General features: G+C 54.0%; 23 protein-coding genes. 9 read left to right on the top strand and 14 right to left on the bottom strand.

Translation table 11 applies throughout. The annotated features are described in order from the left end of the window. Positions 1-118: 118 nt before the first annotated feature. The 3 genes from WHR59_RS00180 (at position 119) to WHR59_RS00170 (ending at position 3,931) form a co-directional block, all read left to right on the top strand. Positions 119-1,018: a dihydrodipicolinate synthase family protein gene (locus tag WHR59_RS00180; RefSeq protein WP_043018782.1), complete on the top strand. Its 900-nt coding sequence runs from the start codon at positions 119-121 to the stop codon at positions 1,016-1,018. Between the two features lie 21 nt (positions 1,019-1,039). Next, the gene (locus tag WHR59_RS00175) at positions 1,040-2,557 is read left to right on the top strand and encodes a UxaA family hydrolase (RefSeq protein ID WP_043018783.1); all 1,518 of its coding nucleotides are present in this window, start codon (positions 1,040-1,042) and stop codon (positions 2,555-2,557) included. 63 nt (positions 2,558-2,620) lie between these two features. Beyond that, positions 2,621-3,931 carry an MFS transporter gene (locus tag WHR59_RS00170; RefSeq protein ID WP_051642805.1) on the top strand — a complete coding sequence of 437 codons (1,311 nt, stop codon included), beginning with the start codon at positions 2,621-2,623 and terminating at the stop codon, positions 3,929-3,931. Between the two features lie 99 nt (positions 3,932-4,030). On the opposite strand, the gene uhpT is transcribed toward WHR59_RS00170, so the two are convergent. From uhpT to ivbL, 7 genes are all read right to left on the bottom strand, one after another. Beyond that, entirely contained in the window at positions 4,031-5,422 is a 1,392-nt protein-coding gene (gene uhpT / locus WHR59_RS00165; RefSeq protein WP_047407748.1) for a hexose-6-phosphate:phosphate antiporter, read from the bottom strand. A gap of 142 nt (positions 5,423-5,564) precedes the next feature. After that, on the bottom strand, positions 5,565-6,893 hold the full coding sequence (locus WHR59_RS00160; protein WP_043018785.1) for an MFS transporter: 1,329 nt from the start codon (positions 6,891-6,893) through the stop codon (positions 5,565-5,567). Between the two features lie 9 nt (positions 6,894-6,902). Further along, a complete protein-coding gene (gene uhpB, locus WHR59_RS00155; RefSeq protein ID WP_338843500.1) occupies positions 6,903-8,405 on the bottom strand; it encodes a signal transduction histidine-protein kinase/phosphatase UhpB in 1,503 nt (500 codons plus the stop codon). Then, entirely contained in the window at positions 8,402-8,995 is a 594-nt protein-coding gene (uhpA, locus tag WHR59_RS00150; RefSeq protein WP_043018787.1) for a transcriptional regulator UhpA, read from the bottom strand. The genes uhpB and uhpA overlap by 4 nt, the downstream gene beginning before the upstream one ends. Positions 8,996-9,068: 73 nt before the next feature. After that, entirely contained in the window at positions 9,069-9,359 is a 291-nt protein-coding gene (ilvN, locus tag WHR59_RS00145; RefSeq protein WP_003023914.1) for an acetolactate synthase small subunit, read from the bottom strand. Between the two features lie 3 nt (positions 9,360-9,362). Continuing rightward, the gene (ilvB, locus tag WHR59_RS00140) at positions 9,363-11,051 is read right to left on the bottom strand and encodes an acetolactate synthase large subunit (RefSeq protein ID WP_181230950.1); all 1,689 of its coding nucleotides are present in this window, start codon (positions 11,049-11,051) and stop codon (positions 9,363-9,365) included. A 107-nt stretch (positions 11,052-11,158) separates the two neighbouring features. Further along, positions 11,159-11,257: an ilvB operon leader peptide IvbL gene (gene ivbL / locus WHR59_RS00135; protein WP_003827118.1), complete on the bottom strand. Its 99-nt coding sequence runs from the start codon at positions 11,255-11,257 to the stop codon at positions 11,159-11,161. Between the two features lie 521 nt (positions 11,258-11,778). On the opposite strand from ivbL, the gene tisB reads away from it, so the two are divergent. The 3 genes from tisB (at position 11,779) to emrD (ending at position 14,202) form a co-directional block, all read left to right on the top strand. Then, positions 11,779-11,868 carry a type I toxin-antitoxin system toxin TisB gene (tisB, locus tag WHR59_RS00130; RefSeq protein WP_003840643.1) on the top strand — a complete coding sequence of 30 codons (90 nt, stop codon included), beginning with the start codon at positions 11,779-11,781 and terminating at the stop codon, positions 11,866-11,868. 123 nt (positions 11,869-11,991) lie between these two features. Then, a complete protein-coding gene (locus WHR59_RS00125; protein ID WP_047407739.1) occupies positions 11,992-12,825 on the top strand; it encodes a DMT family transporter in 834 nt (277 codons plus the stop codon). A gap of 192 nt (positions 12,826-13,017) precedes the next feature. Continuing rightward, complete coding sequence (gene emrD / locus WHR59_RS00120) at positions 13,018-14,202, top strand: multidrug efflux MFS transporter EmrD (protein WP_075145452.1); 1,185 nt, start codon at positions 13,018-13,020, stop codon at positions 14,200-14,202. On the opposite strand, the gene WHR59_RS00115 is transcribed toward emrD, so the two are convergent. Together WHR59_RS00115 and dsdC are read right to left on the bottom strand one after the other, a co-directional pair. Continuing rightward, positions 14,129-15,211, bottom strand: a complete 1,083-nt coding sequence (locus WHR59_RS00115) for a cellulase family glycosylhydrolase (RefSeq protein ID WP_043018792.1) — start codon at positions 15,209-15,211, stop codon at positions 14,129-14,131. The genes emrD and WHR59_RS00115 overlap by 74 nt on opposite strands. Positions 15,212-15,289: 78 nt before the next feature. Then, positions 15,290-16,216 (bottom strand): DNA-binding transcriptional regulator DsdC, encoded by a 927-nt coding sequence (gene dsdC, locus WHR59_RS00110; RefSeq protein ID WP_043018793.1) that lies wholly within the window; start codon positions 16,214-16,216, stop codon positions 15,290-15,292. A 229-nt stretch (positions 16,217-16,445) separates the two neighbouring features. Here dsdC and dsdX point away from each other — a divergent pair, with 229 nt between their 5' ends. Both dsdX and dsdA read left to right on the top strand, forming a co-directional pair. Further along, positions 16,446-17,783, top strand: coding sequence for a D-serine transporter DsdX (dsdX, locus tag WHR59_RS00105; RefSeq protein ID WP_043018794.1), 1,338 nt, complete (start codon positions 16,446-16,448; stop codon positions 17,781-17,783). A 17-nt stretch (positions 17,784-17,800) separates the two neighbouring features. Further along, positions 17,801-19,123, top strand: a complete 1,323-nt coding sequence (gene dsdA / locus WHR59_RS00100) for a D-serine ammonia-lyase (protein WP_043018795.1) — start codon at positions 17,801-17,803, stop codon at positions 19,121-19,123. A 12-nt stretch (positions 19,124-19,135) separates the two neighbouring features. On the opposite strand, the gene WHR59_RS00095 is transcribed toward dsdA, so the two are convergent. From WHR59_RS00095 to WHR59_RS00085, 3 genes are read right to left on the bottom strand one after another with little or no spacing between them, the layout of a single operon-like run. Further along, entirely contained in the window at positions 19,136-20,248 is a 1,113-nt protein-coding gene (locus tag WHR59_RS00095) for an anaerobic sulfatase maturase (RefSeq protein ID WP_167373430.1), read from the bottom strand. Further along, entirely contained in the window at positions 20,245-20,607 is a 363-nt protein-coding gene (locus WHR59_RS00090) for a DUF202 domain-containing protein (protein WP_043018797.1), read from the bottom strand. Before WHR59_RS00090 ends, WHR59_RS00095 begins: the two co-directional genes overlap by 4 nt. After that, entirely contained in the window at positions 20,597-20,944 is a 348-nt protein-coding gene (locus WHR59_RS00085) for a YidH family protein (protein WP_042311462.1), read from the bottom strand. The genes WHR59_RS00090 and WHR59_RS00085 overlap by 11 nt, the downstream gene beginning before the upstream one ends. A 107-nt stretch (positions 20,945-21,051) precedes the next feature. Here WHR59_RS00085 and WHR59_RS00080 point away from each other — a divergent pair, with 107 nt between their 5' ends. Beyond that, positions 21,052-21,501 carry a hypothetical protein gene (locus WHR59_RS00080; protein ID WP_043018798.1) on the top strand — a complete coding sequence of 150 codons (450 nt, stop codon included), beginning with the start codon at positions 21,052-21,054 and terminating at the stop codon, positions 21,499-21,501. Between the two features lie 49 nt (positions 21,502-21,550). Here the strand turns inward: WHR59_RS00080 and WHR59_RS00075 are convergent, their stop codons facing one another. Together WHR59_RS00075 and WHR59_RS00070 are read right to left on the bottom strand one after the other, a co-directional pair. Then, positions 21,551-23,044, bottom strand: a complete 1,494-nt coding sequence (locus WHR59_RS00075) for a sulfatase-like hydrolase/transferase (protein ID WP_043018799.1) — start codon at positions 23,042-23,044, stop codon at positions 21,551-21,553. Continuing rightward, positions 23,041-24,756, bottom strand: coding sequence for a solute:sodium symporter family transporter (locus tag WHR59_RS00070; protein ID WP_043018800.1), 1,716 nt, complete (start codon positions 24,754-24,756; stop codon positions 23,041-23,043). Before WHR59_RS00070 ends, WHR59_RS00075 begins: the two co-directional genes overlap by 4 nt. Positions 24,757-24,769: the final 13 nt, after the last annotated feature.

The raw sequence follows: 24,769 nt of genomic DNA, 5'->3' as shown, positions 1-24,769 counted from the left end.
TCCATCTCACAATTGTTCGTTTTTTCCGCAAAAAGCATTGACGAACGATTTGGATATTTGCTGTACTAACTTCAATATACAGAACATGAGTTCCACATATAGAACTAGAGGAGTGGCAATGTTGAACGTTTTCAAAGGTATTTTCCCGCCAGTACCGACCATCGTTGACGATAACGGTGAATTGGATCGCGCAGGAATGGCAGCAATGATTGACCATGTTATTAGCAATGGTGCTGACGGTATGTTGATTCTGGGCAGCGGCGGCGAATTCTCACATTTATCGTCTGAGCAAAGAAAACAGATTGCAGAATTTAGTCTGCAACATGTTGCCGACAGAGTTCCAGTTCTCATCGGTATTGCCTGCGCGAGCACTGCGGAAACTATCCAGCTTGGAAAACACGCCGAAAACGCGGGGGCACAAGGAGTACTGGTAGTTAACCCCTATTATGCAAAACTCAGCGATGAGGCCCGCTTTACGCATTACAAACGGATCGCAGAAGCGTTAAGCATCCCAGTCTTCTTATATAACTTTCCAGAGCTAACCGGTCAGGATATTGGTTTAGACGTCATCACCCGTCTTGCCCGTGATGTACCAAATATCGTCGGTATTAAAGACACTATTGATAACATTAGCCACACAAGGGAAATTATTAATCGAGTTCACTGTTTTCGCCCAGATTTTATCATTTTCAGCGGTTATGACGAATATTTACTTGATACATTACTACTGGGTGGACATGGCGGAATTCCGGCAACCTTTAACTTTGCGCCTCATATTACGCGGGGAATTTATCAGGCTGTTCAACAAAACGATCTTGCTACAGCCAAAACGCTTCAACAACAACTTGCCGGATTATCACCTTTATATGCCTTAGAACAACCTTTCTTCGGCGTTATAAAAACCGCCATAAAATTAAGTGGTGTGGACATATCTACCGCAGTTGTCCCTCCTGCATTACCGTTAGATAAAGAAAAAATAGCGCAGGTTAAGAGTATTTTGACCCGTATCTCGGTATAAACCAGCATGAGAGCAATGATAATGAACATCAACCCAGTACTAAAATTGAATCCCAAAGATGATGTGGTTATCGCAAGACAAACAGTCCCCAGTGAAACCTGGCTTGAAGACGAACAAATTACGGTTTTGAGTGAAATTCCTGCAGGGCATAAAATCGCCCTGCGTGCGCTGAGTGTCGGCGACGCGGTCAAACGCTATGGACAGATTATAGGCTTCGCAACCCAGCCGATTAAACCTGGCGAACACGTCCACATGCACAATTTGGGAATGGGCGATTTTGAGCGCGACTATGCCTGGGGTGAAGATTGCCATTCACTTCCTCCAGTCCCTCAACAAGATACATTTATGGGTATCCGCCGTGCAGATGGCCGAGCAGCCACACGTAACTACATCGGTATTTTAAGCTCCGTCAACTGCAGCGCCACTGTCGTCAGGGCCATTGAGGATCACTTCCGCCTGCACGGCCTTGCAGATTATCCAAACGTTGATGGCGTAGTATCATTACCACAAAGTTTTGGCTGCGCTATCGGCGCTAAAAGTGAATCAATGGACGTCATGAGACGTACGATGGCCGGTTATGCCACCCATGCGAACTTCGCCGGGGTAATCATCATTGGTTTGGGATGCGAATCCAGTCAAATTAAAGACATGATGAACGCCCATGGCCTGGCCGATGGCCCCATGATGCACAGTTATACCATTCAGGATGTAGGCGGCACACGCCACGCCATTGAGAAAGGTATTATCCTGGTTAACCAGATGCTACCTGTTGCTAACCAAGTTACACGTCAACCCATCCCTGCTTCAGAAATCATCCTCGCGCTTGAGTGTGGCGGTTCCGACAGCTATTCCGGGATTTCGGCCAATCCAGCTCTGGGCTATGCGGCAGATAAACTGGTGCAACAAGGCGGAACAGCAATTTTATCTGAAACCTCGGAAATTTATGGCGCTGAACATCTTCTTACCCGCCGCGCCGTTTCTCGCGAAGTAGGTGAAAAACTCATTGCACGCATTCACTGGTGGGAAGAGTATTGCCGCCGTACCGGGAGCGAAATGAACAATAACCCCTCGGCCGGTAACAAAGTCGGCGGATTGACGACGATTCTGGAAAAATCACTAGGTGGTATTGCTAAAGCAGGCACAACCAATCTGACAGAAGTGTATGAGTATGCCGAACCGGTAACCGCGAAAGGCTTTGTCTTTATGGATACTCCTGGATATGACCCCATCGCCGTCACGGGTCAAATCGCCGGAGGGGCAAATCTTCTGTGTTTCACCACAGGCCGCGGTTCGGCCTTTGGTTCCAAACCAACGCCAAGCCTGAAGTTGGCTACCAATAATGCGCTTTGGGAACGCCAACAGGAGGATATGGATATTAATTGCGGAACCATTGTCGAGGGGGAAGAAACCATTGCGGAAGTTGGCGAACGTATTTACCAGATGATCCTTGAAATGGCATCCGGAAAAAAAACGAAGAGTGAGGAATTTGGCTATGGCAGTCAAGAATTCGTCCCCTGGACTATTGGCTCCATAATGTAACGCTCCACAATATAATAATACCTCGTACCGCCATACTCACTATGAGTATGGCAAGGAGTCTTTATGTCTATTATTAATACAAATACTGAAGAAGATAAATTAAAGGCAACAACAGTAAGATGGCGGATATTTATCATCATGCTTTTATTAGGTGCCATTAACTATATTGACCGCACCTCTCTTTCTATTGCCATGCCTTATATTACGGATGAATTTGGTATTACCGACACCCGCGTTGTCGGCGTTATTCATAGTGCTTTTTTCTGGGCGTATGCATTAATGCAAATTCCCAGTGGCATCATTGCCGATAAATTCAAAGCCAGAAATATCATTGCCCTGGCCACTATCTTATGGGGTGCATTTCAGGCCGTCGCAGCTCTGTGTCACTCTATTTTCACCCTTTCACTTTCTCGTCTGGGGTTAGGCGTCACTGAATCTCCAATCATGCCCGCTGGTGCGAAGTTAATGGGGACATGGTTAACACCAACAGAGCGCGGACGCGGTTCGATGCTGCTTGATGGTGGCGCCCCCCTGGGTACGGCGTTAGGGGCAGTAATCATCGCCGGTCTTATTGCAATGTTCGACTCCTGGCGTATGGCATTTGTAGTGGCAGGCGTCGGAACAATGGTCGTCGGCCTTCTGGCCTGGTGGTACATCCGCACATATCCATCAGAACATCCGAGCATTAATAAAGCTGAGCTGGACCACATTGCTGCCGCAAACGGCGCGGAAACCAGCAGTAAAAAATACCGTTTAGCTGATATCAAACCTTACCTGAAACAACGAAATGTAATTGCGCTTATCGGGGGGTGGGTCTGCTACAGCTTTGTGTTCTACGGTCTGATGACCTGGCTGCCGCTCTATTTTCAAGCCACCTACGGTTTTGATATCAAATCGATGGGCGGAGCAATGGCGCTGATCTTCCTGCTGTGCTTTGTCGGCCAATTGACGGGCGGTTACATTATGGATAAATGGCGCAGCAAAGGAGCAAAAACAAGCCGTGTTATGCATACCATGTTGGCTATTTCCGCCACTACTGCTGGTGTTGGCATTTTCCTTTGCGCACAAAGTTCGACGCCAGCCGTCGCCATCACCTTACTCACTATTGCCCTTTTCCCTCTGCGGTGGGCCAGCGTTTACTGGTCAATACCGGGACTGTTGGGCGCACAATCTGTTGCAGGCACCATTTGCGGGACCATGAACTTCACTAGTAACCTGTTCGCCGCCATCTTACCCATTTTTATCGGTTTCCTGGTTCAATCTACCGGCAACTATTACGCCGCCATGATGTTCTTTGCACTGGCTGCAGTGGGTTATCTCATCTGCTCGCTACTGATCAACTTTGATAAAAAAATGGTCATTGCCGACGATTAATCAACTGACTTTGAAACAACCTGAATACGAGATGCTTCAGCCTCAAACATAAAAAAGCCCGCCATTAAGGCGGGCAAAAGTTACCAATGCACACTTAACTTAAGCGACTTTCAATTGTTGAATCTTTTTCTCGCGGCGAATTTTCCGTTCTTCAAATACGGCCACCACGGCCATCAGGCAGATACAACCGATGGCGGCAGCATCCAGCGCGGCGAAAGTGCCCGCCCAGCCGGTCAGACCGAAAATCGGCGTGCCGTCGGCAATCATCCCCAGACCCAGCTTGGCGAAGCTGTCACCAATCAGATAAGCGAAAGTGCCTTTAATCCCATCGGCCGCGCCGATCGCTTTTTTCGGCACAAATCCGACTGCCGCAACGCCGATTAACAACTGAGGACCGAACACCAGGAAGCCCAGCGCAAACAGCGAAGCCAGATAGACATACTGGTTGCTGGCATGTTGATAAACGCCCAGGGTGGCGATAATCAACGCCAGCGCCACGCAGGCCACCAGCGCACGGCGGCCATTCGCCAGGTCAGAGAGCCAGCCCCACAGCAGCGTGCCAACCAGGGCGCCCACTTCAAACAGGGTAAAGCCCTGAATCGCCACTTCTTTGGAGAGCTTCAACTCCTGGAAAGCGTAGACGGTGGACCACTGGTCAATACCGATACGCACCACGTACAGGAAGATGTTCGAGAAACATAACAGCCAGATCACTTTGTTTTTCAGCACGTACTCAACAAAGATCTGCCATTTAGTCATCTCGTTTTCTTCTGTCTCTTTGTCCTCTTCGCTGATCTCCTCGCCGAACAGCTCTTCGGCTTTACCGAGGCCGTATGACTCCGGGGAATCGCTGCCGTAGCGCAGACCGATAAAACCAACAATCAGGGCAATAATTGACGGGAAGATAAACATCCCGATGACGTGACCGTCGAACAGATAGTTAGCGCCAAACAGCGCCACGCCCGCCGCACCCGCACCACCGAGGTTGTGAGAGATGTTCCACATGCCGAGGTAAGAACCCCGCTTGCGACGCGGCGTCCATTTGGTGATGGTGGAATAGCTACACGAGCCGCCGGTACTCTGGAAGAAACCGCTCAGCGCGTAGAAGGCGATCATCAAAAACAGACTGGTTGAACCCGCGCCCATGCTGGCGCTGAAGCCGAGCATACAGATGGCGGAGAGGATCAGCATAAACGGCAGGAACTGCTTGGTGTTTTTACCGTCCGCGTAGTAGGAAACCAGCGTTTTACCCACGCCGTAGGTGATAGAGAAGCCCAGGCCAATCATCCCCAACTGCGTCATGCTCAGCCCGTAGGTGGAGATCATGTCATTCTGCGCGATGTTGAAGTTTTTGCGGATCAGGTACATGGTCAGGTAGCCGATAAAGACCACCAGATAGGACTGCATGAACGGTTTGAACCACATTTTGCGCCGCACATCGAGCGGCAGATCCAGGGTCGGCTTGCGCACCTGGTTTAGAAAGGCCAGCATTTGACACTCCCGAGCTAATTTTTATACCTGCGAATGGCAGGCATTGTAAAAATCAGCCGGAAGACGCGCCTGAGACAGCGTCCAGGTGAAACCGGGAAAATTTCTTAGTTTTGCCCCACTCAGGGCAAAAAGGTGAGGTACATCACGCTTCGTTAAGATCGCGCGGGGCCTGGGCGTTTAAAAACGGCAGCAGCAGCAGCGCGGAAATCCCCGCCGCAATGGCGATCACCACAAAGAATCCTGTCCAGTGCCAGACCTCCATCACCTTCGCCAGCGGCCAGCCGGAGAGCGATGCCCCCAGATAAGCAAACAGTCCGACAAACCCGGTTGCCGCGCCCGCCGCCTCTTTGTGCGAGCACTCCGCCGCCGCCATGCCTATCAGCATCTGCGGGCCGAAGACGAAGAATCCAGTGGTGAAAAAGCACGCTGCCTGCATCACGTAGCTGGCGAACGGCATCAGCCACAACGAGCCAACGGAGAGTAAAATTCCGGCGGCGAAAATCAGGTTCATTGGACCACGGTTGCCGTTAAACAGCTTGTCAGAACCCCAACCCGCCACCAGCGCGCCAACAAATCCGCCCAGCTCAAACATCGTCACGGCGGTATTGGCGGTCACCAGATCCACGCCGAGCGTCTCCGACATATACAGATTACCCCAGTCATTGATCGCGGCGCGCACAACGTACACCAGCACATAACACAGCGACAGCAGCCAGATATAAGGATTCAGTAGCACATAGCGGGTGAGGATCTCTTTGCGGCTCAGCCCTGCGCCTTCCTGCTGCTGGGCGATCTCCAGTTCATCATGCCGCCAGTCGCCAACCGGTGGCAGGCCAATTGCCTGCGGCCTGTCGCGTAGCCGCCAGCAGAGAAAAATCCCTACTACAATCGCCAGCAGCCCGGCGATGGTCATCCCGGCGCGCCAGCCGTAGTGCAGCGCCGTCGCCGCCATCACGATGGGGATCAGCGCCCCGCCGACGTTGTGCGCGGTATTCCACAGCGCCCACCAGCCGCCGCGCTCGGTACGCGAATACCACGCGGTCAATAAACGCGCGCAGACCGGCGATCCCCAGCCCTGGAAAAAGGCGTTCAGCGCCCACAGCACCGCAAAAGCCCATAGCGAGGTGGAAAATCCAAACAGAATGTTCACCACGCCGGTGGCAATCAGCCCGATACCCATAAAATAGCGGGCGTTGGAGCGGTCGCTGACGATACCGGAAACAAACTTCGACAGGCCGTAGGTGATGTAAAACAGCGTCGCCAGCAGCCCAATGTCGCTACGAGTCAGCACACCGCTGGTGAGAATATCCGGTACGGCGGCGTTGAAGCTCTTGCGTGTGAAATAGAACAGCGCGTAGCCGAGCCAAATGGTGGTCAGAATATGCCGCCGCCAGTAGCGGTAGCGGGCATCCACCTCACGCTTATCAGTAATGAGCGGCGCACTGGCCGGGGCTTTTAAAAACGAAAACATGACTGCGCCTTACACATATCGCTGGGGTAACGACACGCTGACACGCGTGCCGTGCGTACAGGAAATCGTGAGCTTACCGCCGAGGGCGCTAATGCGTTCGCGCATCCCCGTAAGGCCAAATCCCTGCTGATTCGACCCCGGCGGCAGGCCGCTGCCGTCGTCCTCAATCACCAGCATCAACCGTTCATCCTGTTGCCAGCCCTGAAGCGTCACCGCGCTGGCGTTGGCGTGCTTCACGATGTTGTTCAACCCTTCCTGACAAACGCGAAACAGCGTTACGCGCTGGCTTTCGCTGAGCACAGATTCATCAATTCGCCAGTCGAGATGGCTGACGATGCCGCGGCTTTCCAGCTCCATTTCGCGCATCAGTGAGCGGATGGCCTGCTCCAGCGTGAGATCGTCCAGTTGACGTGGTCGCAGGCGGCCTAACAAGCGACGTACTGAATCGTACACGCCGAGAGAAAGTTGTTCGATGTGCGCCCCACTGCGCTTCACCCCTGCGTTTTCCGGGGCCAGGCGCTGGACAATACCCGCCTGCGTGCGAATGGCGGTGATGGTCTGGCCGATATCGTCGTGCAGTTCGCGCGCCACGTCCCGGCGCACGCTCTCTTCGGTCTCCAGCAGGCGTTCAGCCAGACGGTGGTTGCGCGCTAATTCGTTTTGCAGCGACTGGTTAAGCTCGCGCAGACGCTGAATGCCCGCGCCGAGTAGTAGCCCGGTCAGGCTTTGCGCCAGCAGCGAGAGCAGTAAATCGACGGGATGATCGTGCCAGGTCTGGCTGGCAATCAGCGCGATGGCGTTCATTAGCGTCGCAATCAGCGCCCCCTGCCAGCCATAGTGCCAGGCGAGCGCAATGATCGGCAACGCGAGGCAAAACGGCGTGAAGCGTGACAATTCATCCGGCAGGCCAAGCTGCAACCACAGACTGACGCTAAACAGCAGCAGATACCAGACCAGGTGCCGCCCGCGCCAGTTCACAGGCTGCGACACCACCGCCGGGCCCAGCGGCAGCCAGGTCGTGCTGGTCAGATAGTGCCAGAACACCAGGCAGATCGGCGCCAGCGTTAATCCGCCGGTGAGCGTCAGCAACAGCGCGTTCCACGCCTCTTCGCCTTGCCCAATCCAGGGCAACGATTGTAGCAATGCCGCCGCCGTCAGCGCCGCGCCCTGCAACAGCAGCGTGCGCCAGTCGCGCTGATGGCGGTATCGCGAAATCAGCATCACCGGGAGTAGCGTGAGGGCGCTTCCGATCATCAAAAGTGGCAAATGGGCCAGCGCCACTTCCTGTGTCAGCCAGAAAAGAAGCAGCCATTCCGCGCCCAGCAGCACCGGCCAGTAGCCGCGCGGACATTGCAGCATCAGCCCCAGACGCAGGCCAAACGGAAACAGCAGCACCGCCAGTTCCGGGCGCTCAACCAGATGCAGGCTGATGCTCCACAGGCAAAACCACGCGGCTGAGAAAATAAAAAAGCAGGCAACAATGGTAATTAACCGGGAACAGAGCGTGTTCATTGCCAGCCGTCAAACATCCGGCGAGCCAGTTCCACGTCGTTGCTGACGTCGAGCTTTTCCATCAGGTTGGCGCGATGCACATGTACCGTCTTCGGAGACAGCCCCAGCTCGGCGGCAATCTCTTTCACCGCCATGCCTTGCGCCAGTTTTTCCGCCACCTGACGTTCGCGTTTAGTCAGCGGATCCTGACGACCGGCCGCCAGTTTGACGGCGATGTCCGGCGTCAAATAGCAACCACCGGTCGCCACGGTATGCACCGCCGCGATCAGCTCATCCGGGCTGCAGCGTTTAGAAAGGAAACCACGTGCGCCCGCGTTCAGTGCCTGCTCCACCAGCGCCGGGCTGTCATGGACGGAGAGCATGATAATCGCCATTCCCTTTGGCAACTGACTCAACAGTTCAAGGCCGGAGATATCGGGCATCGAGATATCACAGATACACACCTGCACGCCGCGTCCCGGTAATCCCGCCAACGCCTCGCTGCCTGAGCCAAACTCAGCCACAACCTGCAAATCAGGTTCCAGCCCCAGCAGTTGGGCAAAGCCGGAGCGAACGATAGTGTGGTCGTCGATAAGGGCGATGGTGATCATGGGTTTGTCCTGGCGGATAAAAAAACGCGCTTACCTTAACGATAAGCGCGTGGCTGTTCAAGTCTTGAGCGAACTACTCAAAGAACACGGTGATTTTGTTAAACATCGACGGGTCGGACTGGTTGCGGGCCACTTTCACTACATCTTCCAGCTTGTCTATCTGGCTTATCATCTGCTCCAGACGTTGATCGTCGTTGACCAGTAGCCATATGCGGCTCTTATCGCTGTCCTGAATCGGTAGACAGAGAATGCCTTCCACGTTGAACGCGCGGCGGGCAAACAGCCCGCAGACGTGGGTCATTACGCCCGGATGGTTGCGCACGGTGAGTTCCAGGATTACGTTGTCATGAGTCTGCTGTTGCATGGCTTATTCCCCCACCATTTCTGTGTTTGCCGCACCCGGCGGCACCATCGGGTACACTTTTTGTTCGGCATCAATGCGCACGTGAATCAGCGCAGGTCCAGGGCGATTAATAATTTCCTGCAACGCTGCCTGCGGGTCCGCCTCGTTATTCAGATCGCAGGTTTCGAGACCAAACCCAGCGGCTATCTGCATAAAGTTAATCATCCCCGGATAGGTCGCCGCAAAAACGCCCTGCTTATAAAACAAACTTTGCTGCTGATACACCAGACCCAACGCTTCGTTATTCATCAGGATAATTTTAATATCCAGCTGATTTTCGCTGGCGGTCGCCATTTCCTGAATATTCATCATCAGGCTGCCGTCACCAGAAAAGCACAGCACTTTTTTGTCCGGGTTGGCCAGCGCCGCGCCAATTGCCGCCGGCAGACCAAAGCCCATGGTTCCCAGACCGCCAGAGGTCAGCCACTGACGCGGACGATTCAGCGGGTAAGCCTGTGCCGCCCACATCTGATGCTGGCCTACATCGGTGGTGATAATGGCGCTGTCATCCACGCAGGCAGCCACGGCGTTGATCAATCCATAGTGGCTGAGCGGGTCGCGTTCCTGCGGAATAGTGCAAGGGAATTCGCGTTGTAAATCGGCCACCATTTGATGCCACGGCTCTCGCGGCTGCGCGTCAATTAATGGGATCAATTGCGCCAGAACCTCATCGACATCAGCCTGAATCGCCACGTGCGGCTGTTTGATTTTACCCAGCTCCGCGCGGTCGATATCCACATGGATGATTTTGGCGTTCGGGCAGAACTGCTCGGTTTTACCAATCGCCCGGTCATCAAAACGTGCGCCCAGAACAATCAGTAAATCCGCTTCTTGCAGAATAAAGTTGGTGCTGCGCGCGCCGTGCATGCCTAGCATACCTAACGACAGCGGATGCGCTTTCGGCAGTATACCGAGCGCCATTAAGGTCATGGTGGTAGGCAGCGTCGCTTTTTCTGCCAGTTCACGCACGCGCTCAGGCGCGTTAATCACGCCGCCGCCGAGGTACAGCACCGGGCGCTGTGCAGCGTTAATCATGGCTGCGGCATCGCGAATGCTGTCCTGGCTGAACGCTGGCGCCGCCATTTTCTGCGCGGGCTCCGGCATCTCTTCAATATCAAAAACGGCAGTTTGAATATCCTTAGGAATGTCTATCCACACCGGGCCTGGACGTCCGGACTGCGCAATGCGGAACGCATCGCTCATAACCTGGGGTAATTCACTGATATGGCGGACCAGATAGTTGTGCTTAGTGATGGGGATAGAGATGCCGTAGGTGTCGACTTCCTGGAAGGCGTCGGTACCGATCATCGAAGCCGGAACCTGCCCGGTGATACACACCAACGGGATGGAATCCAGACGCGCGTCGGCAATGGCGGTTACCAGGTTGGTTGCGCCCGGTCCGCTGCAGGCCATACAGACGGCGGGTTTGCCATCGGTTCGCGCCATTCCCTGCGCGATAAACCCTGCGCCCTGCTCGTGGCGCGCCAGGATATGACGGATTTGCGTGCTTTGGCTTAAGGCGTCATAGACGGGAAGAATCGATCCGCCGGGAATACCGGTAACAACCTGAATGCCCTGGCGTTCCAGGAAATAAACGATGAATTCTGCGCCCGTAAAACGCGTACGCTTGGATGTTATGCCCGAACTTGCCATGCTCCAGTCCTTTTATTCTGGGCCTTTGCTCCGGGCAGGTCTCTGAAACGAAAAACCCCGCCCGGTTTGCGCCGGCGGGGTTTTGGAATCGTGTGTTGATTCGGACCCTACGGCGCATTGCCGACGACCACCACCACACGCACGACGACCGCTGCGCGAGATGGCGCAGTTTTTAGTAGGGTCGCAGTCAGCATGGAAGGGTTCATTAGGGACCTGTCTGTTTGTTGATTAACTGGATTTATACAAACACAGGTTTTTCAGCGTGACAATGGAAAAATTTTCATCTGCATAAAAATGCGTCAACGATCACATTTCACAGGACCTGGCCGAAAAACAAAAAACCCCGCCGGAGCGAGGTTTTTTCAGCGCTGTGCGGTTGGTAGCCGCCGAACACACTGTGTTATGTCAACGAAAAAAGTATACGCGTTCTGCGAAGAACACGCAATTTCGGCACGAATTTTGATGGTTTTGAGTATGGGACATGAATGGCGTAACGTCCATAAAATACTGTTAATTTATACAGTATTTATCTATAATGTCTCGGTACGCAATGTGTTATACGGGGGCCGCATCGTAAACCGGCGCATCAAAGTCCTGGCTGAAACGGGTGGTGCCGTCAGCGCCTTAACCCCCGTGTGAGCACACTGTGTTATGTCAACAAAGGTGCTGACAACAGGCAGCGGCGAGGTACGTCAGCACCGTGCTCCTTGTACCAAAAGGAGAGCGTATGAGCCTCGTGGATATCGCTATTCTTATCCTCAAACTCATTGTTGCAGCACTGCAACTCCTTGATGCCGTTCTGAAATACATTAAGTAATTCAGATTCAAGTCGCACCAAAGGGGGGCGGGTAACACTCCGCTCCCCTTTCACCTTCTCCCTGGTGCTTGTGTCGCGCCAATATGTTACGTTTTTATGACATTCTCAGGGAAGAATTCCACCATGACGCTTTCTGTTTTCTGCATTTTGCTGTTCGCCGCGCTGCTGCACGCCAGCTGGAACGCCATCGTCAAAGCTGGAAACGATAAACTGTATTCGGCGATCGGCGTTAGCGGCTCAGCAGCGATTATGGCATTGATCTGCTTACCCTTCGCGCCTCAACCTTCCGCCGCCAGCCTGCCGTTTTTGGCCGTCTCAACCGCGCTACAAGTGGTGTATACGGTCCTGGTCGCCAAAACCTATCAGGTTTCGGATATGAGCCAGACCTATCCGTTAATGCGCGGTACAGCGCCGCTGCTGGTCGCAATTATCAGCGTTCTGTTCCTTGGGGATAGTCTGTCTATGCTGGCGTGGGTGGGGATTGCCACGATCTGTCTGGCCATTCTCGGTATGGCATTTAACGGACGCAGCAGCTCGCAACGCGGGATCGTACTGGCGCTCATTAATGCCTGCTTTATCGCCGGTTACACGCTGGTTGATGGCACCGGCGTACGCTTATCAGAAACCGCGCTGGGTTATACGCTGTGGACCTTCTTTCTGAACGGCTCCTGCCTGCTCACCTGGGCGATGATCGCCAGGCGCCGGGAAGCGTCGCGCTATCTGGTGCAGCAGTGGAAGAAAGGTATTCTTGGCGGGATTGGCACGATGGGTTCTTACGGTCTGGCGCTATGGGCCATGACCCAGGCTCCGTTGGCTGTGGTCGCGGCGCTGCGTGAAACCTCCATTCTGTTTGGCGCTCTGCTCGCGTGGTTGCTGCTGAAAGAAAAGGTTGCCGGAATTCGTCTTGTCGCGGCCGCAGGCATTGCCGTAGGCGCGGTATTACTACGTTTGTCTTGATCGTGCTGTAACCCGATGCAATCCGGCAACATTTGTTGCCGCTTTTTGTTTACATTTCCTGCCGTCCACCCCCTAAACATTCCAGCCTACTATCTGGCCTTCTTTTTCTGTTGTGGTAGATTCCACGCGCATTTACGGGAAAGTGCAGCACCTTATTCTTCTTTTTTCTCTTTTTTAAAAGTAATCAGCGAAATGAAAAGGCATAGAAGCGTCAATTTGTTGTTGATGTTGGTATTACTGGTGGCGGTAGGTCAGATGGCGCAAACCATTTATATCCCCGCAATTGCTGATATGGCGCGTGAACTGAACGTTCGCGAAGGGGCGGTGCAAAGTGTGATGGCCGCCTACCTGTTGACCTACGGCCTGTCACAACTGTTTTACGGCCCACTTTCCGATCGTGTTGGCCGCCGTCCGGTGATCCTCGCCGGAATGTCTATTTTTATGCTGGCCACGCTGGTCGCCATCACCACCCATAGCCTGACGGTTCTGATTATCGCCAGTGCAATCCAGGGGATGGGAACGGGCGTCGGCGGTGTGATGGCGCGAACCTTGCCGCGAGACCTGTATGAAGGTACGCAGCTTCGTCACGCCAACAGTTTGCTGAATATGGGGATCCTGGTCAGTCCGCTGCTGGCACCGCTGATTGGCGGTATGCTGGATACCGTGTGGAACTGGCGCGCTTGCTATATTTTTCTGCTGATTCTGTGCGCGGGCGTCACGTTTAGCATGGCGCGCTGGATGCCGGAAACGCGCCCGGCAGGCGCGCCGCGTCCACGGCTTATCGCCAGCTATAAAACGCTGTTTGGCAACAGCTCTTTCACCTGTTACGTGCTGATGCTGATCGGTGGCCTGGCGGGCGTTGCGGTCTTCGAAGCCTGCTCTGGGGTATTATTGGGCGCACGGCTCGGTCTGAGCAGCATGGTGGTCAGTATCCTGTTTATTCTGCCCATCCCGGCGGCGTTTTTCGGCGCCTGGTTCGCCGGTCGCCCGAACAAGCGTTTCTCGACGCTGATGTGGCAGTCGGTTATCTGCTGTCTGGTCGCCGGTTTGATGATGTGGATCCCTGGGCTGTTCGACGTGATGAACGTCTGGACGCTGCTGGTTCCCGCCGCGCTGTTTTTCTTCGGTGCCGGGATGCTGTTTCCGCTGGCAACCAGCGGCGCAATGGAACCTTTCCCGTTCCTGGCAGGCACTGCCGGCGCGCTGGTAGGGGGATTACAAAACATTGGTTCCGGCGTGCTGGCGTGGTTCTCTGCCATGCTGCCGCAGACCGGGCAAGCCAGTCTGGGATTGTTGATGACCCTTATGGGGCTGCTGATTTTTGTTTGCTGGATTCCACTGGCGTCACGCGTGTCGCATCAGGGACAGGCGGTTTAAGCGTATGATGGCCCGGCTTATCGCCGGGCTTTTCGCATTCAGGCGCGATCATCGTCGTCAGCAGCGGCTCCAGCGCCGGACGCCAGGCACCCTCCTCGCCATCATAGAACTGCGTATCCGCATTGATAGCATAGGGAATTTTCGCTTTCTTCAGCTCGCACGCCATAAAGCGGGCAAACGCCATTTGTGAGGCTGAAGGCGCGTTCCTGATGGTTTCTCCTGGCGACCAGCCTCCTACCCAACTGACATGACCAGTTTTCTGCTGCCAATGAACGGCGGTATTGATGCGGGCGCGAATAGCGGCCTTTTCTGCCGCAGTCCCTGAGGTCCACGGGTATTTGCCGTTATTTTTCAGCGGTCCCCACGGAAAAATATGCCATTGGGCCAGCACGGTATTCTGACTTTGCGGCGGCAGTTTCAGGTTAAGCAAATCTTCCGGTGCAGCACGCAGTCGCGGCGCGATGAAAATCATCCGCTGCGGGTCGATGGCATGGATGTTACGAATGGTTTTATCATACACCCGATTGAGCGACGCCTGATTATGGTTGAGCTTATCAGAGGGTTCAAATATCAGGTCGAAACCCAGCAACGGCGAGCTTTGACCAAAGTAATGCGCCACCGCCACCCACCAGTTAACCACCTCTTTTTCGTTACCGGCGCTGGGGTCTTTTTTATATTCGTCAGCCTGATAGGCGATTATCGGGATCACGCCATACTGCTCACAGGCTTCCACCAGTTTACGCAAGTGTATAAGCCGCGCCTCCGTGGGCTCTCCCGCCACGCGAATGCGCACGTGGGTCAACCCTTTCGCCTTAAAATCCCGCACCACCAGCGGATCGAATTCACGGATACCCCGATCGGTGCGCGCCCAGTCTACGTCCATCCCAACGCCAAGCTGCTGCGCATACTGCGCCGCCGTCAGCGCAGGTTGCGTGGCATATACGGTGGCGCTGGCTAACAGCAAAAGGGAAACAATCGGCTTTAACACGGTCGTCCTTACGCAAATCATCAGGAGTGATATCACGTATTTAGCATGCTTTTTCACTTTCCGTGTAGAGAGAAAGCGTAAAAAATATTCGCGACCTGCCTAATTAACCTGCTCCTGTAGCCAGCCAATAAACGCCTCGATTTTCGGCCACTGCCTGCCGGGCAGCGTGGTGATGTAGTAGTGCTGATGGCATTTCAGCGCCATATCGCCAAAAGGCGCGACCAGCTCTCCGCTGTCGAGACGTTTTTGCACCAGCCGCCTTCGGCCCATCGCCACGCCGATATGGTTCATTGCCGCAATGACCGCTAAATCAGAGCGATCGAAACCAATTCCCGATGATGTCGGCAGATTTGCTGCAAAATGCTGCGCCCAACTGTGCCATTCATCGGTCCCGGAATCGTTACTCCACGCCTGTCTGTCGTGCAGCAGCGTACAGTGCGGCAGATTCACCAGCGATCCGGTAAGGTCATGGCGTCGAGCGTAGTCCGGGCTGCATACCGGCAGGATCTCTTCATCCATCAGGAAGTGATGGGTGAGTTGCGCGGAAGGCGCGTCGTCAAAATAGATAGCCAGATCGACCCCGGCACGCTGCAGATTGACGTTGTCATTGCCGGTCAGGATAGTCAGTGAAATTGCCGGGTAACGGCGGGTAAAATCACCGAGCGCCGGAACCAGCCAGCACTGAGCGATAGAGGGCCGCGAGTAGACGGTGAGCGTCCCCGAGAGCTCCTGATTCTTGATATCAAGAATTTCCTGGTTGAGCGTGTCCAGCGACGATTTCAGCGCCCAAAAAACCCTTTTGCCTTCGTGGGTGAGTTCCACTTTGCGGTGCGAGCGGACAAACAGTTGGATGCCTAACTCCTCTTCCAGCTGATTAATCCGATGGCTGACGGCGCTGGGACTTAATGACAGCTCGTCTGCTGCCAGCGCAAACGACTGATGCCGCGCAGCCACTTCAAAAGTATACAGTTTTGACAACTGCCAGCCATTGAGCAGACGATTTCTGACCTCGCGTACGGGATCCATACTCACCTCTTGTCCTCCTGATTCATTCGCCGGAGTGTAAAAAAGTTCGCTGCAAAAATCAGCATAAAGATGAATCAAAGTGAACCATATCGCAAAAACCAGGCACAATTAGACGTAAATCACTCACTTGATGCAATCTGGCTCATGTGAAAGGGGATTTATATCGTTTGTCAGACCCTGCCTTATTTTTGTCCAATACCCCTATATTAATCACAGGGCAAGGTGAGCTATGCACTCTCAAATCTGGGTTGTGAGCACGCTGCTGATAAGCATCGTGTTAATCGTTTTGACCATCGTGAAGTTCAAATTCCACCCGTTTCTGGCGCTGCTGTTAGCCAGCTTCTTCGTGGGTACGATGATGGGTATGGGGCCACTGGATATGGTCAATGCCATTGAGAGTGGCATCGGCGGTACGCTGGGCTTCCTCGCCGCGGTTATCGGCCTTGGAACCATTCTGGGCAAAATGATGGAAGTCTCAGGCGCGGCCGAACGCATCGGACTGACGCTGCAGCGCTGCCGTTGGCTTTCCGCTGACGTCATTATGGTACTGGTCGGACTGATATGCGGGATCACACTGTTTGTTGAAGTCGGCGTGGTGCTGTTGATTCCACTGGCTTTTTCGATTGCCAAAAAGACCAATACATCACTCCTGAAGCTGGCGATTCCGCTGTGTACGGCGCTGATGGCAGTACACTGCGTCGTGCCGCCGCATCCAGCCGCCCTGTTCGTGGCGAATAAGCTGGGTGCGGACATTGGTACCGTGATTGTTTACGGTTTACTGGTCGGTTTGATGGCCTCACTGATCGGCGGTCCGCTGTACCTGAAATTCCTCGGTAACCGCCTGCCGTTTAAACCGGTTCCGGCTGAGTTTTCCGACCTCAAAGTGCGCGACGAAAGTACACTGCCGTCGCTGGGCGCTACGCTGTTTACCGTTCTGCTGCCGATTGCCCTGATGCTGGTAAAAACCGTTGCAGAGCTGAACATGGCGAAAGGCAGCACGGTGTATACGCTGCTGGAGTTTATCGGTAACCCGATCACCGCGATGTTTATTGCCGTTTTCGTGGCCTACTACATTCTCGGTCTGCGTCAGCATATCGGCATGGGGGCGCTACTGACCCACACCGAAAACGGTTTTGGCTCGATTGCTAACATTTTGCTGATTATCGGCGCAGGCGGCGCATTCAACGCTATCCTCAAGAGCAGCGGGCTGGCGGATACCCTCGCACTGATCCTCTCAAACATGCATATGCACCCGATTCTGCTGGCCTGGCTGGTGGCGTTAATCCTGCATGCCGCAGTGGGCTCCGCCACGGTGGCGATGATGGGGGCGACGGCTATCGTGGCACCGATGCTGCCGCTCTATCCTAACGTTAGCCCGGAGATCATCGCCATTGCCATCGGTTCCGGCGCTATTGGCTGCACGATCGTGACCGATTCCCTCTTCTGGCTGGTGAAGCAGTACTGCGGCGCCACCCTGAATGAGACGTTCAAATACTATACGACCGCGACATTTATCGCGTCCGTGATTGCACTGGTTTGCACATTCCTGCTTTCCTTTATTATTTAAGCGCAAAGAGACTGACTATGGAAAATATTCAAACACTTATCGCCCAGTATCCTTTAGTGGAAGACCTGGTCGCTCTCAAGGAGACGACCTGGTTTAACCCTGGCACCACCTCTCTTGCGGAAGGTTTACCGTACGTTGGCCTGACCGAGCACGATGTTCAGGATGCCCATGCTCGTCTGACGCGCTTCGCGCCGTATCTGGCGCAGGCATTCCCGGAAACCGCAGCCACCGGCGGCATTATCGAATCCGAGCTGGCCGCGATCCCGGCGATGCAAAAACGGCTGGTAAAAGAGTACGGGCAGCCTATCCGCGGAGAAATCCTGCTGAAGAAGGACAGCCATCTGCCGATTTCCGGCTCAATTAAAGCGCGTGGTGGTATTTATGAAGTGCTGACACACGCGGAAAAACTGGCGCTGGAAGCCGGTCTGCTGACCACACAAGACGATTACAGCATTCTGCTTTCACCTGAGTTCAAACAGTTCTTCAGCCAGTACAGCATCGCGGTAGGCTCCACCGGCAACCTCGGCATGTCGATTGGCATTATGAGCGCCTGTATCGGCTTTAAGGTGACGGTGCATATGTCTGCCGACGCTCGCGCGTGGAAAAAAGCCAAACTGCGCAGTCACGGCGTGACGGTAGTGGAGTATGAAGAAGATTACGGCGTGGCGGTAGAGCAGGGTCGTAAGGCGGCAGAATCCGATCCGAATTGTTTCTTTATCGATGATGAAAATTCCCGCACGCTGTTTTTAGGCTATGCGGTCGCGGGCCAGCGTCTGAAGGCGCAGTTTGCCCAGCAGGGACGCGTGGTGGATGCCGACCATCCGCTGTTTGTTTACCTGCCGTGCGGCGTCGGTGGTGGTCCTGGCGGCGTGGCGTTTGGCCTGAAGCTGGCCTTCGGCGACAACGTGCACTGCTTCTTCGCCGAACCGACCCACTCCCCCTGCATGCTGCTGGGGATTTATACCGGGCTGCACGATACGATTTCCGTGCAGGATATCGGCATCGATAACCTGACGGCGGCGGATGGGCTGGCGGTAGGTCGTGCGTCCGGCTTTGTTGGCCGGGCGATGGAACGTCTGCTCGACGGTCTGTACACCCTGGACGATCAGACGATGTACGACATGCTGGGCTGGCTGGCGCAGGAAGAAGGCATTCGCCTTGAGCCGTCGGCGCTGGCCGGGATGGCCGGTCCGCAACGCGTATGCGCCTCTGCTGACTATCAGCAGATGCACGGCTTCAGCGCAGAGCAGCTCAATAACGCCACCCACCTGGTGTGGGCGACCGGCGGCGGCATGGTACCTGAAGAAGAAATGGCGCAGTATCTGGCCAAAGGGCGTTAAACGTTGCTGACCTTAACGCAGCATCGCCATCAGTTCCATCGGTGAGCGATGTTGCTTAAGCAGGTCACGCATCACGCGCATATGCGGCGCGGTATGGTTGAAGAAAGCGCTGTACCCGCCGCAAATCGCACTTTTTCCACTGCTGTCGCGATGCTTTGGACAATCACCATGGCAAAAGCGTAACAACGAACACGCCTGACATTCCGCACTCAGCGTGGCCTTCTTGGACTGACCAAACGCCGTTACCTGCGGGCTGGCATTGAGCTCACTCAGCGACGTGTGATGAATATTACCCAGGCGAAAATCAGGGTAAACATAGTGATCGCATTGATACAGATCGCCATTCGCTTCCAGGGCAAACGCATGCCCGCAAGTGGAGCTTAGCGAACACATCTGCGCCGGATGCCCGCACCATACGCCCAGGGTTGAATCAAATAACTGGACGAATACGCGACCAATATCTTCTCTGACCCAGATATCAAAGACGGAATTCAGGAAGGTTCCCCATGCCTGCGGCGGGACAGATTCGGCGGTAAGCTCGCCTTTTTCATCATATTCAACCAGCGGAATGAACTGCAAAAACGGCGTGCCAAGCTGGCGAAGGTAGTGATACATCAACCCGGGCCGCTGACTGTTCAGAGAATTAACCACCACCAGCAGATTGAACTCCACCTGATGCTTACGCAGCCTGGCAATGGCGTCCACCACCTTATGGTGAGTCGGTTTTCCACTACGGTTAACGCGATACGCATCGTGCAACTCGGCAGGGCCATCCAGGGAAATCCCAACCAGCCAGCCGTTTTCACGTAAAAACTGACACCATTCGTCGTTGAGCAAAATCCCGTTGGTCTGGAAAGCATTATGGATTTGCTTCCCTTGCCCGTACTGTTTTTGCAAGGTCACTACGCGGCGAAAAAAGTCGATACCACAAAGGGTTGGCTCTCCACCCTGCCAGGCGAACATCACTTCAGACCCCGGCTGCGCGGCAATATGCTGGCGAATAAACGTCTCTAAGGTGGCATCATCCATTTCGGGTTGAGTGGGTTTATCAATGTAAAAACAGTAACGACAATCAAGGTTACAACGAGAGCTGGCCGGCTTGGCCATGACCTGACATCCTGTCATGCTAAATTCCCGATAAATGCAATAAGTTGGCGAACATGCGTTACAGCAAACAGTATTGCGAGGGATAACACCGCGAGGGAGATCATAAATTTGTCACGCACCGCGCGAGATTCAGAAAAATCACTATGCGTAACATCCATCAGGGTACGACTACGGGTATAGCGCCAAAGTACGATGGCCACCATCGCCAGCACCACAATTGAAACCCAAAACAGAAAGCCCGCCTGATGCCAGTTGTGCTTCAGCGCCAGCGCCATTAGCGCGCCATAGCCCAGCAGCGTACGAAACCAGGCCAGCGATGTTCGCTCCGGTTGTAATCCCGGGTCGGCGATACGTCGCGACTTACGGCTATCCGGCATACAGTACCAGTCCCATGACAATCACCGCGACGATCATCAAAATCAGGCTGATGATTAACAGGCTATGGGTATACGGCAAATCCTCTTTCAGACGCATTGCCCTCTCATTACGCAGCCAGCGAAGGTAACCATAAATCGCCAGGCCACCGGCAAACAGACACAGTAACAGCGCCAAAAGCTCACGAATGACCGGCGTGGCGAAATCCGGAGCCAGTTGGTCAAGACCAACGCCCGCCGCCAGAAATCCCAACGCGGTACGGATCCACGCCAAAAAGGTACGTTCATTTGCCAGCGAGAAGCGATAATCCGGGGCTTCTCCAAGGCGGGAAATCTTCATCCAAACTCCTTTTTCATTCATAGCTCAGCTACGTTGTCTGGTCATTTTCAGAATTTCGTACAGCGGAATGCTGATACCCTCTACCTGAACCAGCACAGGGAGGTCTGATGGACATCATATCGCAAAACAAATGTAGTTCACTGGGAATGCTATTTGGCGCCATTGCGTTGATTCTCGGCATTTTTCATTTCTCTTTTGGCCCCTTTTCCGCCCCACCGCCAGCGTTGGAAAGCGTGGTGGCAGAGAAGGTATCCGCCGTTAAAAAAGGGATTCTTGCCGGTCTGAAAGGGGAACAACCGCCCGCTGCTGCGAAAAAAACTGCCACTGATATCGATAAAATACTGGATAACAGCGGCATCGCTCTTGCCGTCATCGCGCTGATATGTGCGTTTATCGGCGGCATGCGTAAAGAAAATCGCTGGAGTATTCATGGCGCAATGTTCTTCGGCGGCGCGACACTTGCCTTTCATGCTCTGCTTTTTGGCATTGCCATTATCTGCGGCATCATTCTGCTCATGCTGATATTTTCCTTTCTCGGCGGTGCTTCTCCAGTTTGACCAGCCTGCCGGATGGCGGCGTGAGAACCCGATCCGGCAGGGCGTTCCCTCAGAACTTCTGCTTTTTCTCCTCCACTTTTACGCCCTGGGTTGGTAAACCGGTGTCGTAATCGCGTACCACCGGAGAATAGCCATCTTGCGGGCGTGGGCGGAAAGCGCCCATCCAGCGCGGTACGGCGTCCGGACGCCACGGACGCAAACTCCACTGGTAGGTACGGAACGGGTCGCGGATTTTATCCATATAGTCCAACAGAGCATCGTGCATCTGGCAGCGAACGTCGGCCAATTGTGGCGAATCTATCAGGTTGTGTAGCTCATCGGGATCGTTTCGTCTGTCGTAAAGCTCATCGCTGGTAAACAGATTCAGCACCAGCTTCCAGTCGTCTGTCACCCAGCAGCGTACCGGAATAAATCCGCCAAAACTGTCATGTTCAATCTCATAACGGTTGAACTCCACCATCACGCCGCGTGGCTTTTCAATGTTAAGGATGTTTTCACCCGGCAGGATTTGTGGCTGCTCAATGCCCGCCAGCGCCATCATCGTCGGCAGCAGATCGATATGACTGACCGGCGTGTCTACCTGCATCGGTTCTCCCTGCGGCGGGCGCATAATCAGCGGAATTCGCGTGATGTCGTCATACATCGCCGCCCCCTTACTGATGAGCTTATGCGCTCCCATCATCTCACCGTGATCGGAGGTATAAATAACCCAGGTATTCTCCCGCTGTTCTGGCGTTAAGGCATCAATCACCCGGCCAATCTGATCGTCAACAAAATCGTTGCAGGCAAAATAGAGTGGATGGTGATAGCGTCCGTCTTCACCCACCGGAGACGGCATCGCTTGCGACCACAGGCGATGATGCTCAGGTTTATCGCACAGAGTATCCTGCGCTTTCGCGCCCAGATCGTAGTAAAAGTCCTGATATTTCTGCAGATACTCCACCGGACAGGTAAAAGGGTGATGCGGCTCGTCGTAGGAAATCACCATCAGGAAGGGGTCATCGTTACGCGCTGGCTGGTGGAGGAAATCGACCGCCCGGTTGCTGATACGATGCGCCCAGGTGAAGGTTTTGTCGATATTGTTGGCCAGCAAATCCTCCACGCTGTTCAGACCGTTACGCCACAAACCGATCTCTTTATCCGTCAGTTCTGCCAGGTAATTGGCCCCGTCATACCAGTAGTCGGCATCCCACTCGGGTGGACACTCGCCGGTACCAAAGTAATCATGCCCGTCGAGATGCCACTTGCCGATGTAGCAGGTGTGATAGCCCGCATCCTTGAAGTAGCGCCCCATGGTGGAAATGTTTTTCCCCGGCGCGACGTTATTGGTCCACGGACCAGACTGGTTGGCATAAATACCGGTAAACAACCCCGCGCGGGCCGGGGTGCAGACCGGTGAGCAGGTATAAGCGGAATTGAAGCGAATACCTTCCGCCGCCAGACTATCAATATTATTGGTATTCAGCGGCTTACCACTGTAGCAGCCGACCATATTGGTTGCCTGAGTATCGGTCATAATGAACAGAAAATTAGGGCGGGTCATGCTTTATCCTTAGCGTCAGAGACACAGTGTTCAGTAGAGATACGCCGCGACTGCCAGCTGCTGAAAATCAGGTATATCACTACTGCTGCCGTGATGGCGTAGCTGAAGATTGTCAGCCAACGAGAGTTGTAACCACCAAACTGCGCCAGACCAGAATAAACGCCAATCATCGCAAACAGGACGCCAACAGAGGCGATCTTCGCGTTTTTCCACGGCTTCATGTCGACCGCGAAAGCATCATGGAATTTAAACGGCGTGGCACGCGGCTTGATAACACCGATAGCCAGCATGACCACCACGTTGATGCAGAAGGTACAGGCCAGCACGTAGAGGAAGTGGAACTCGAATTTCACCAGATAGTTGATGGTGATGTAGCTGACGATACCCAGCCCCATCGCAACCTTCGCCGCCAACGCCGGGATGCGGGGGAAAAAGAAGCCCATAATAACGATGGTCACCAATGGTACGTTGTAAATGCCGTTGAGTTGTTTCATCCAGCTGTAAAGCCCCTGTGGCGCATACGCAATCCACGGCGCAACCAGCACAGAAATAACCGCGACGATAAAACCAAAGCGACGTCCCACGCTGACCAGTTTATCGGGGCTGGCCTGCTCGTTAATCAGTCGACGATAAATACCGAGGCTGAAGAGTGTCGAGGCGCTGTTGAGAAAACCGCAAAACGCGCTGATGATCGCGCCGAACAATACGGCGCTGAAAAAGCCAATCAGCGGCAACGGCATGACTTTGTTTACCAGCGCCGGGTAAGCCATATCCGCTTTTGGGAGATCCTGGAAAAGGTGAAAGGCGATAACGCCAGGCAATACCAGAATCAGCGGATCCAGCATCTTCAACACCGCCGTCAATAAGGCCCCTTTCTGTCCCTCTGATAAGCTTTTTGACGCCAGCGTACGTTGAACAATTCCCTGGTTCGTACACCAGTAGAAGGTATTCACCAGAATAAGCCCGGTCAGCGCCGCGCCGATCGGTACCGGGTCGTTGCTCCCGCCAATCGAATTCAACATCTGGCTGTGATCCTGCGTTAAGCGCGTAATCCCTTCGCTCAGGCTGCCTTTACCCATTGCCATCAGGCCAAACAGTGGCACCATCAGACCGCCAATCACCAGACCGATACCGTTGATCACATCGGCAATAGCGATGGCACGCATCCCACCGACCACGGCGTACAAAATACCACTAATCCCCAATACCACCGCCATCAACCAAATTGCCGTATGCTGGGAAATATCAAAGGTTTCAGTAACATGAAACATACTGTTAAAGGCAAGCGCGCCGGAATACAAAATGATCGGCAGAAAACAAATCCCCGTGGCAATTAAAAAACAGCAGTCGATGATAATGCGGGTCGTTTTGTCATAACGCTCCTCAATAAAGTCCGGAATAGTAGCAATGCCGCGCTGCAGATAGCGCGGCAAAAAAATCAGCGCCAGAAAAATGAGCGGGATCGCTGAGATAACTTCCCATGCCATTACCGACATTCCACTGCGGTAAGCCTGGCCGGTTAACCCTACCAGTTGTTCCGTCGAGAGATTCGTTAGCATCAGCGACGCGGCAATAACCGGCGCTTTTAGCGATCGCCCCGCCAGAAAATATCCTTGTTGCGATCCGGTATCCGCTTTCCGTAACTTCCACCAGGTGATTACCGCCACCAGCAGCGTAAAACCCACAAAGCTTAGAATTTGTAGCGTATTCATCTCATAGCCCTTT

Origin of the sequence: Citrobacter europaeus (assembly GCF_037482245.1) — a bacterium.
Lineage (GTDB): Bacteria > Pseudomonadota > Gammaproteobacteria > Enterobacterales > Enterobacteriaceae > Citrobacter > Citrobacter europaeus.
This window is presented reverse-complemented; position numbering and strand designations above follow the sequence as displayed.

Coding starts and splice junctions, on each gene's coding strand:
- WHR59_RS00180 (WP_043018782.1), top strand. CDS start 119: ATGTTGAACGTTTTCAAAGGTATTTTCCCGCCAGTACCGACCATCGTT.
- WHR59_RS00175 (WP_043018783.1), top strand. CDS start 1,040: ATGAACATCAACCCAGTACTAAAATTGAATCCCAAAGATGATGTGGTT.
- WHR59_RS00170 (WP_051642805.1), top strand. CDS start 2,621: ATGTCTATTATTAATACAAATACTGAAGAAGATAAATTAAAGGCAACA.
- uhpT (WP_047407748.1), bottom strand. CDS start 5,422: ATGCTGGCCTTTCTAAACCAGGTGCGCAAGCCGACCCTGGATCTGCCG.
- WHR59_RS00160 (WP_043018785.1), bottom strand. CDS start 6,893: ATGTTTTCGTTTTTAAAAGCCCCGGCCAGTGCGCCGCTCATTACTGAT.
- uhpB (WP_338843500.1), bottom strand. CDS start 8,405: ATGAACACGCTCTGTTCCCGGTTAATTACCATTGTTGCCTGCTTTTTT.
- uhpA (WP_043018787.1), bottom strand. CDS start 8,995: ATGATCACCATCGCCCTTATCGACGACCACACTATCGTTCGCTCCGGC.
- ilvN (WP_003023914.1), bottom strand. CDS start 9,359: ATGCAACAGCAGACTCATGACAACGTAATCCTGGAACTCACCGTGCGC.
- ilvB (WP_181230950.1), bottom strand. CDS start 11,051: ATGGCAAGTTCGGGCATAACATCCAAGCGTACGCGTTTTACGGGCGCA.
- ivbL (WP_003827118.1), bottom strand. CDS start 11,257: ATGAACCCTTCCATGCTGACTGCGACCCTACTAAAAACTGCGCCATCT.
- tisB (WP_003840643.1), top strand. CDS start 11,779: ATGAGCCTCGTGGATATCGCTATTCTTATCCTCAAACTCATTGTTGCA.
- WHR59_RS00125 (WP_047407739.1), top strand. CDS start 11,992: ATGACGCTTTCTGTTTTCTGCATTTTGCTGTTCGCCGCGCTGCTGCAC.
- emrD (WP_075145452.1), top strand. CDS start 13,018: ATGAAAAGGCATAGAAGCGTCAATTTGTTGTTGATGTTGGTATTACTG.
- WHR59_RS00115 (WP_043018792.1), bottom strand. CDS start 15,211: ATGATTTGCGTAAGGACGACCGTGTTAAAGCCGATTGTTTCCCTTTTG.
- dsdC (WP_043018793.1), bottom strand. CDS start 16,216: ATGGATCCCGTACGCGAGGTCAGAAATCGTCTGCTCAATGGCTGGCAG.
- dsdX (WP_043018794.1), top strand. CDS start 16,446: ATGCACTCTCAAATCTGGGTTGTGAGCACGCTGCTGATAAGCATCGTG.
- dsdA (WP_043018795.1), top strand. CDS start 17,801: ATGGAAAATATTCAAACACTTATCGCCCAGTATCCTTTAGTGGAAGAC.
- WHR59_RS00095 (WP_167373430.1), bottom strand. CDS start 20,248: ATGACAGGATGTCAGGTCATGGCCAAGCCGGCCAGCTCTCGTTGTAAC.
- WHR59_RS00090 (WP_043018797.1), bottom strand. CDS start 20,607: ATGCCGGATAGCCGTAAGTCGCGACGTATCGCCGACCCGGGATTACAA.
- WHR59_RS00085 (WP_042311462.1), bottom strand. CDS start 20,944: ATGAAGATTTCCCGCCTTGGAGAAGCCCCGGATTATCGCTTCTCGCTG.
- WHR59_RS00080 (WP_043018798.1), top strand. CDS start 21,052: ATGGACATCATATCGCAAAACAAATGTAGTTCACTGGGAATGCTATTT.
- WHR59_RS00075 (WP_043018799.1), bottom strand. CDS start 23,044: ATGACCCGCCCTAATTTTCTGTTCATTATGACCGATACTCAGGCAACC.
- WHR59_RS00070 (WP_043018800.1), bottom strand. CDS start 24,756: ATGAATACGCTACAAATTCTAAGCTTTGTGGGTTTTACGCTGCTGGTG.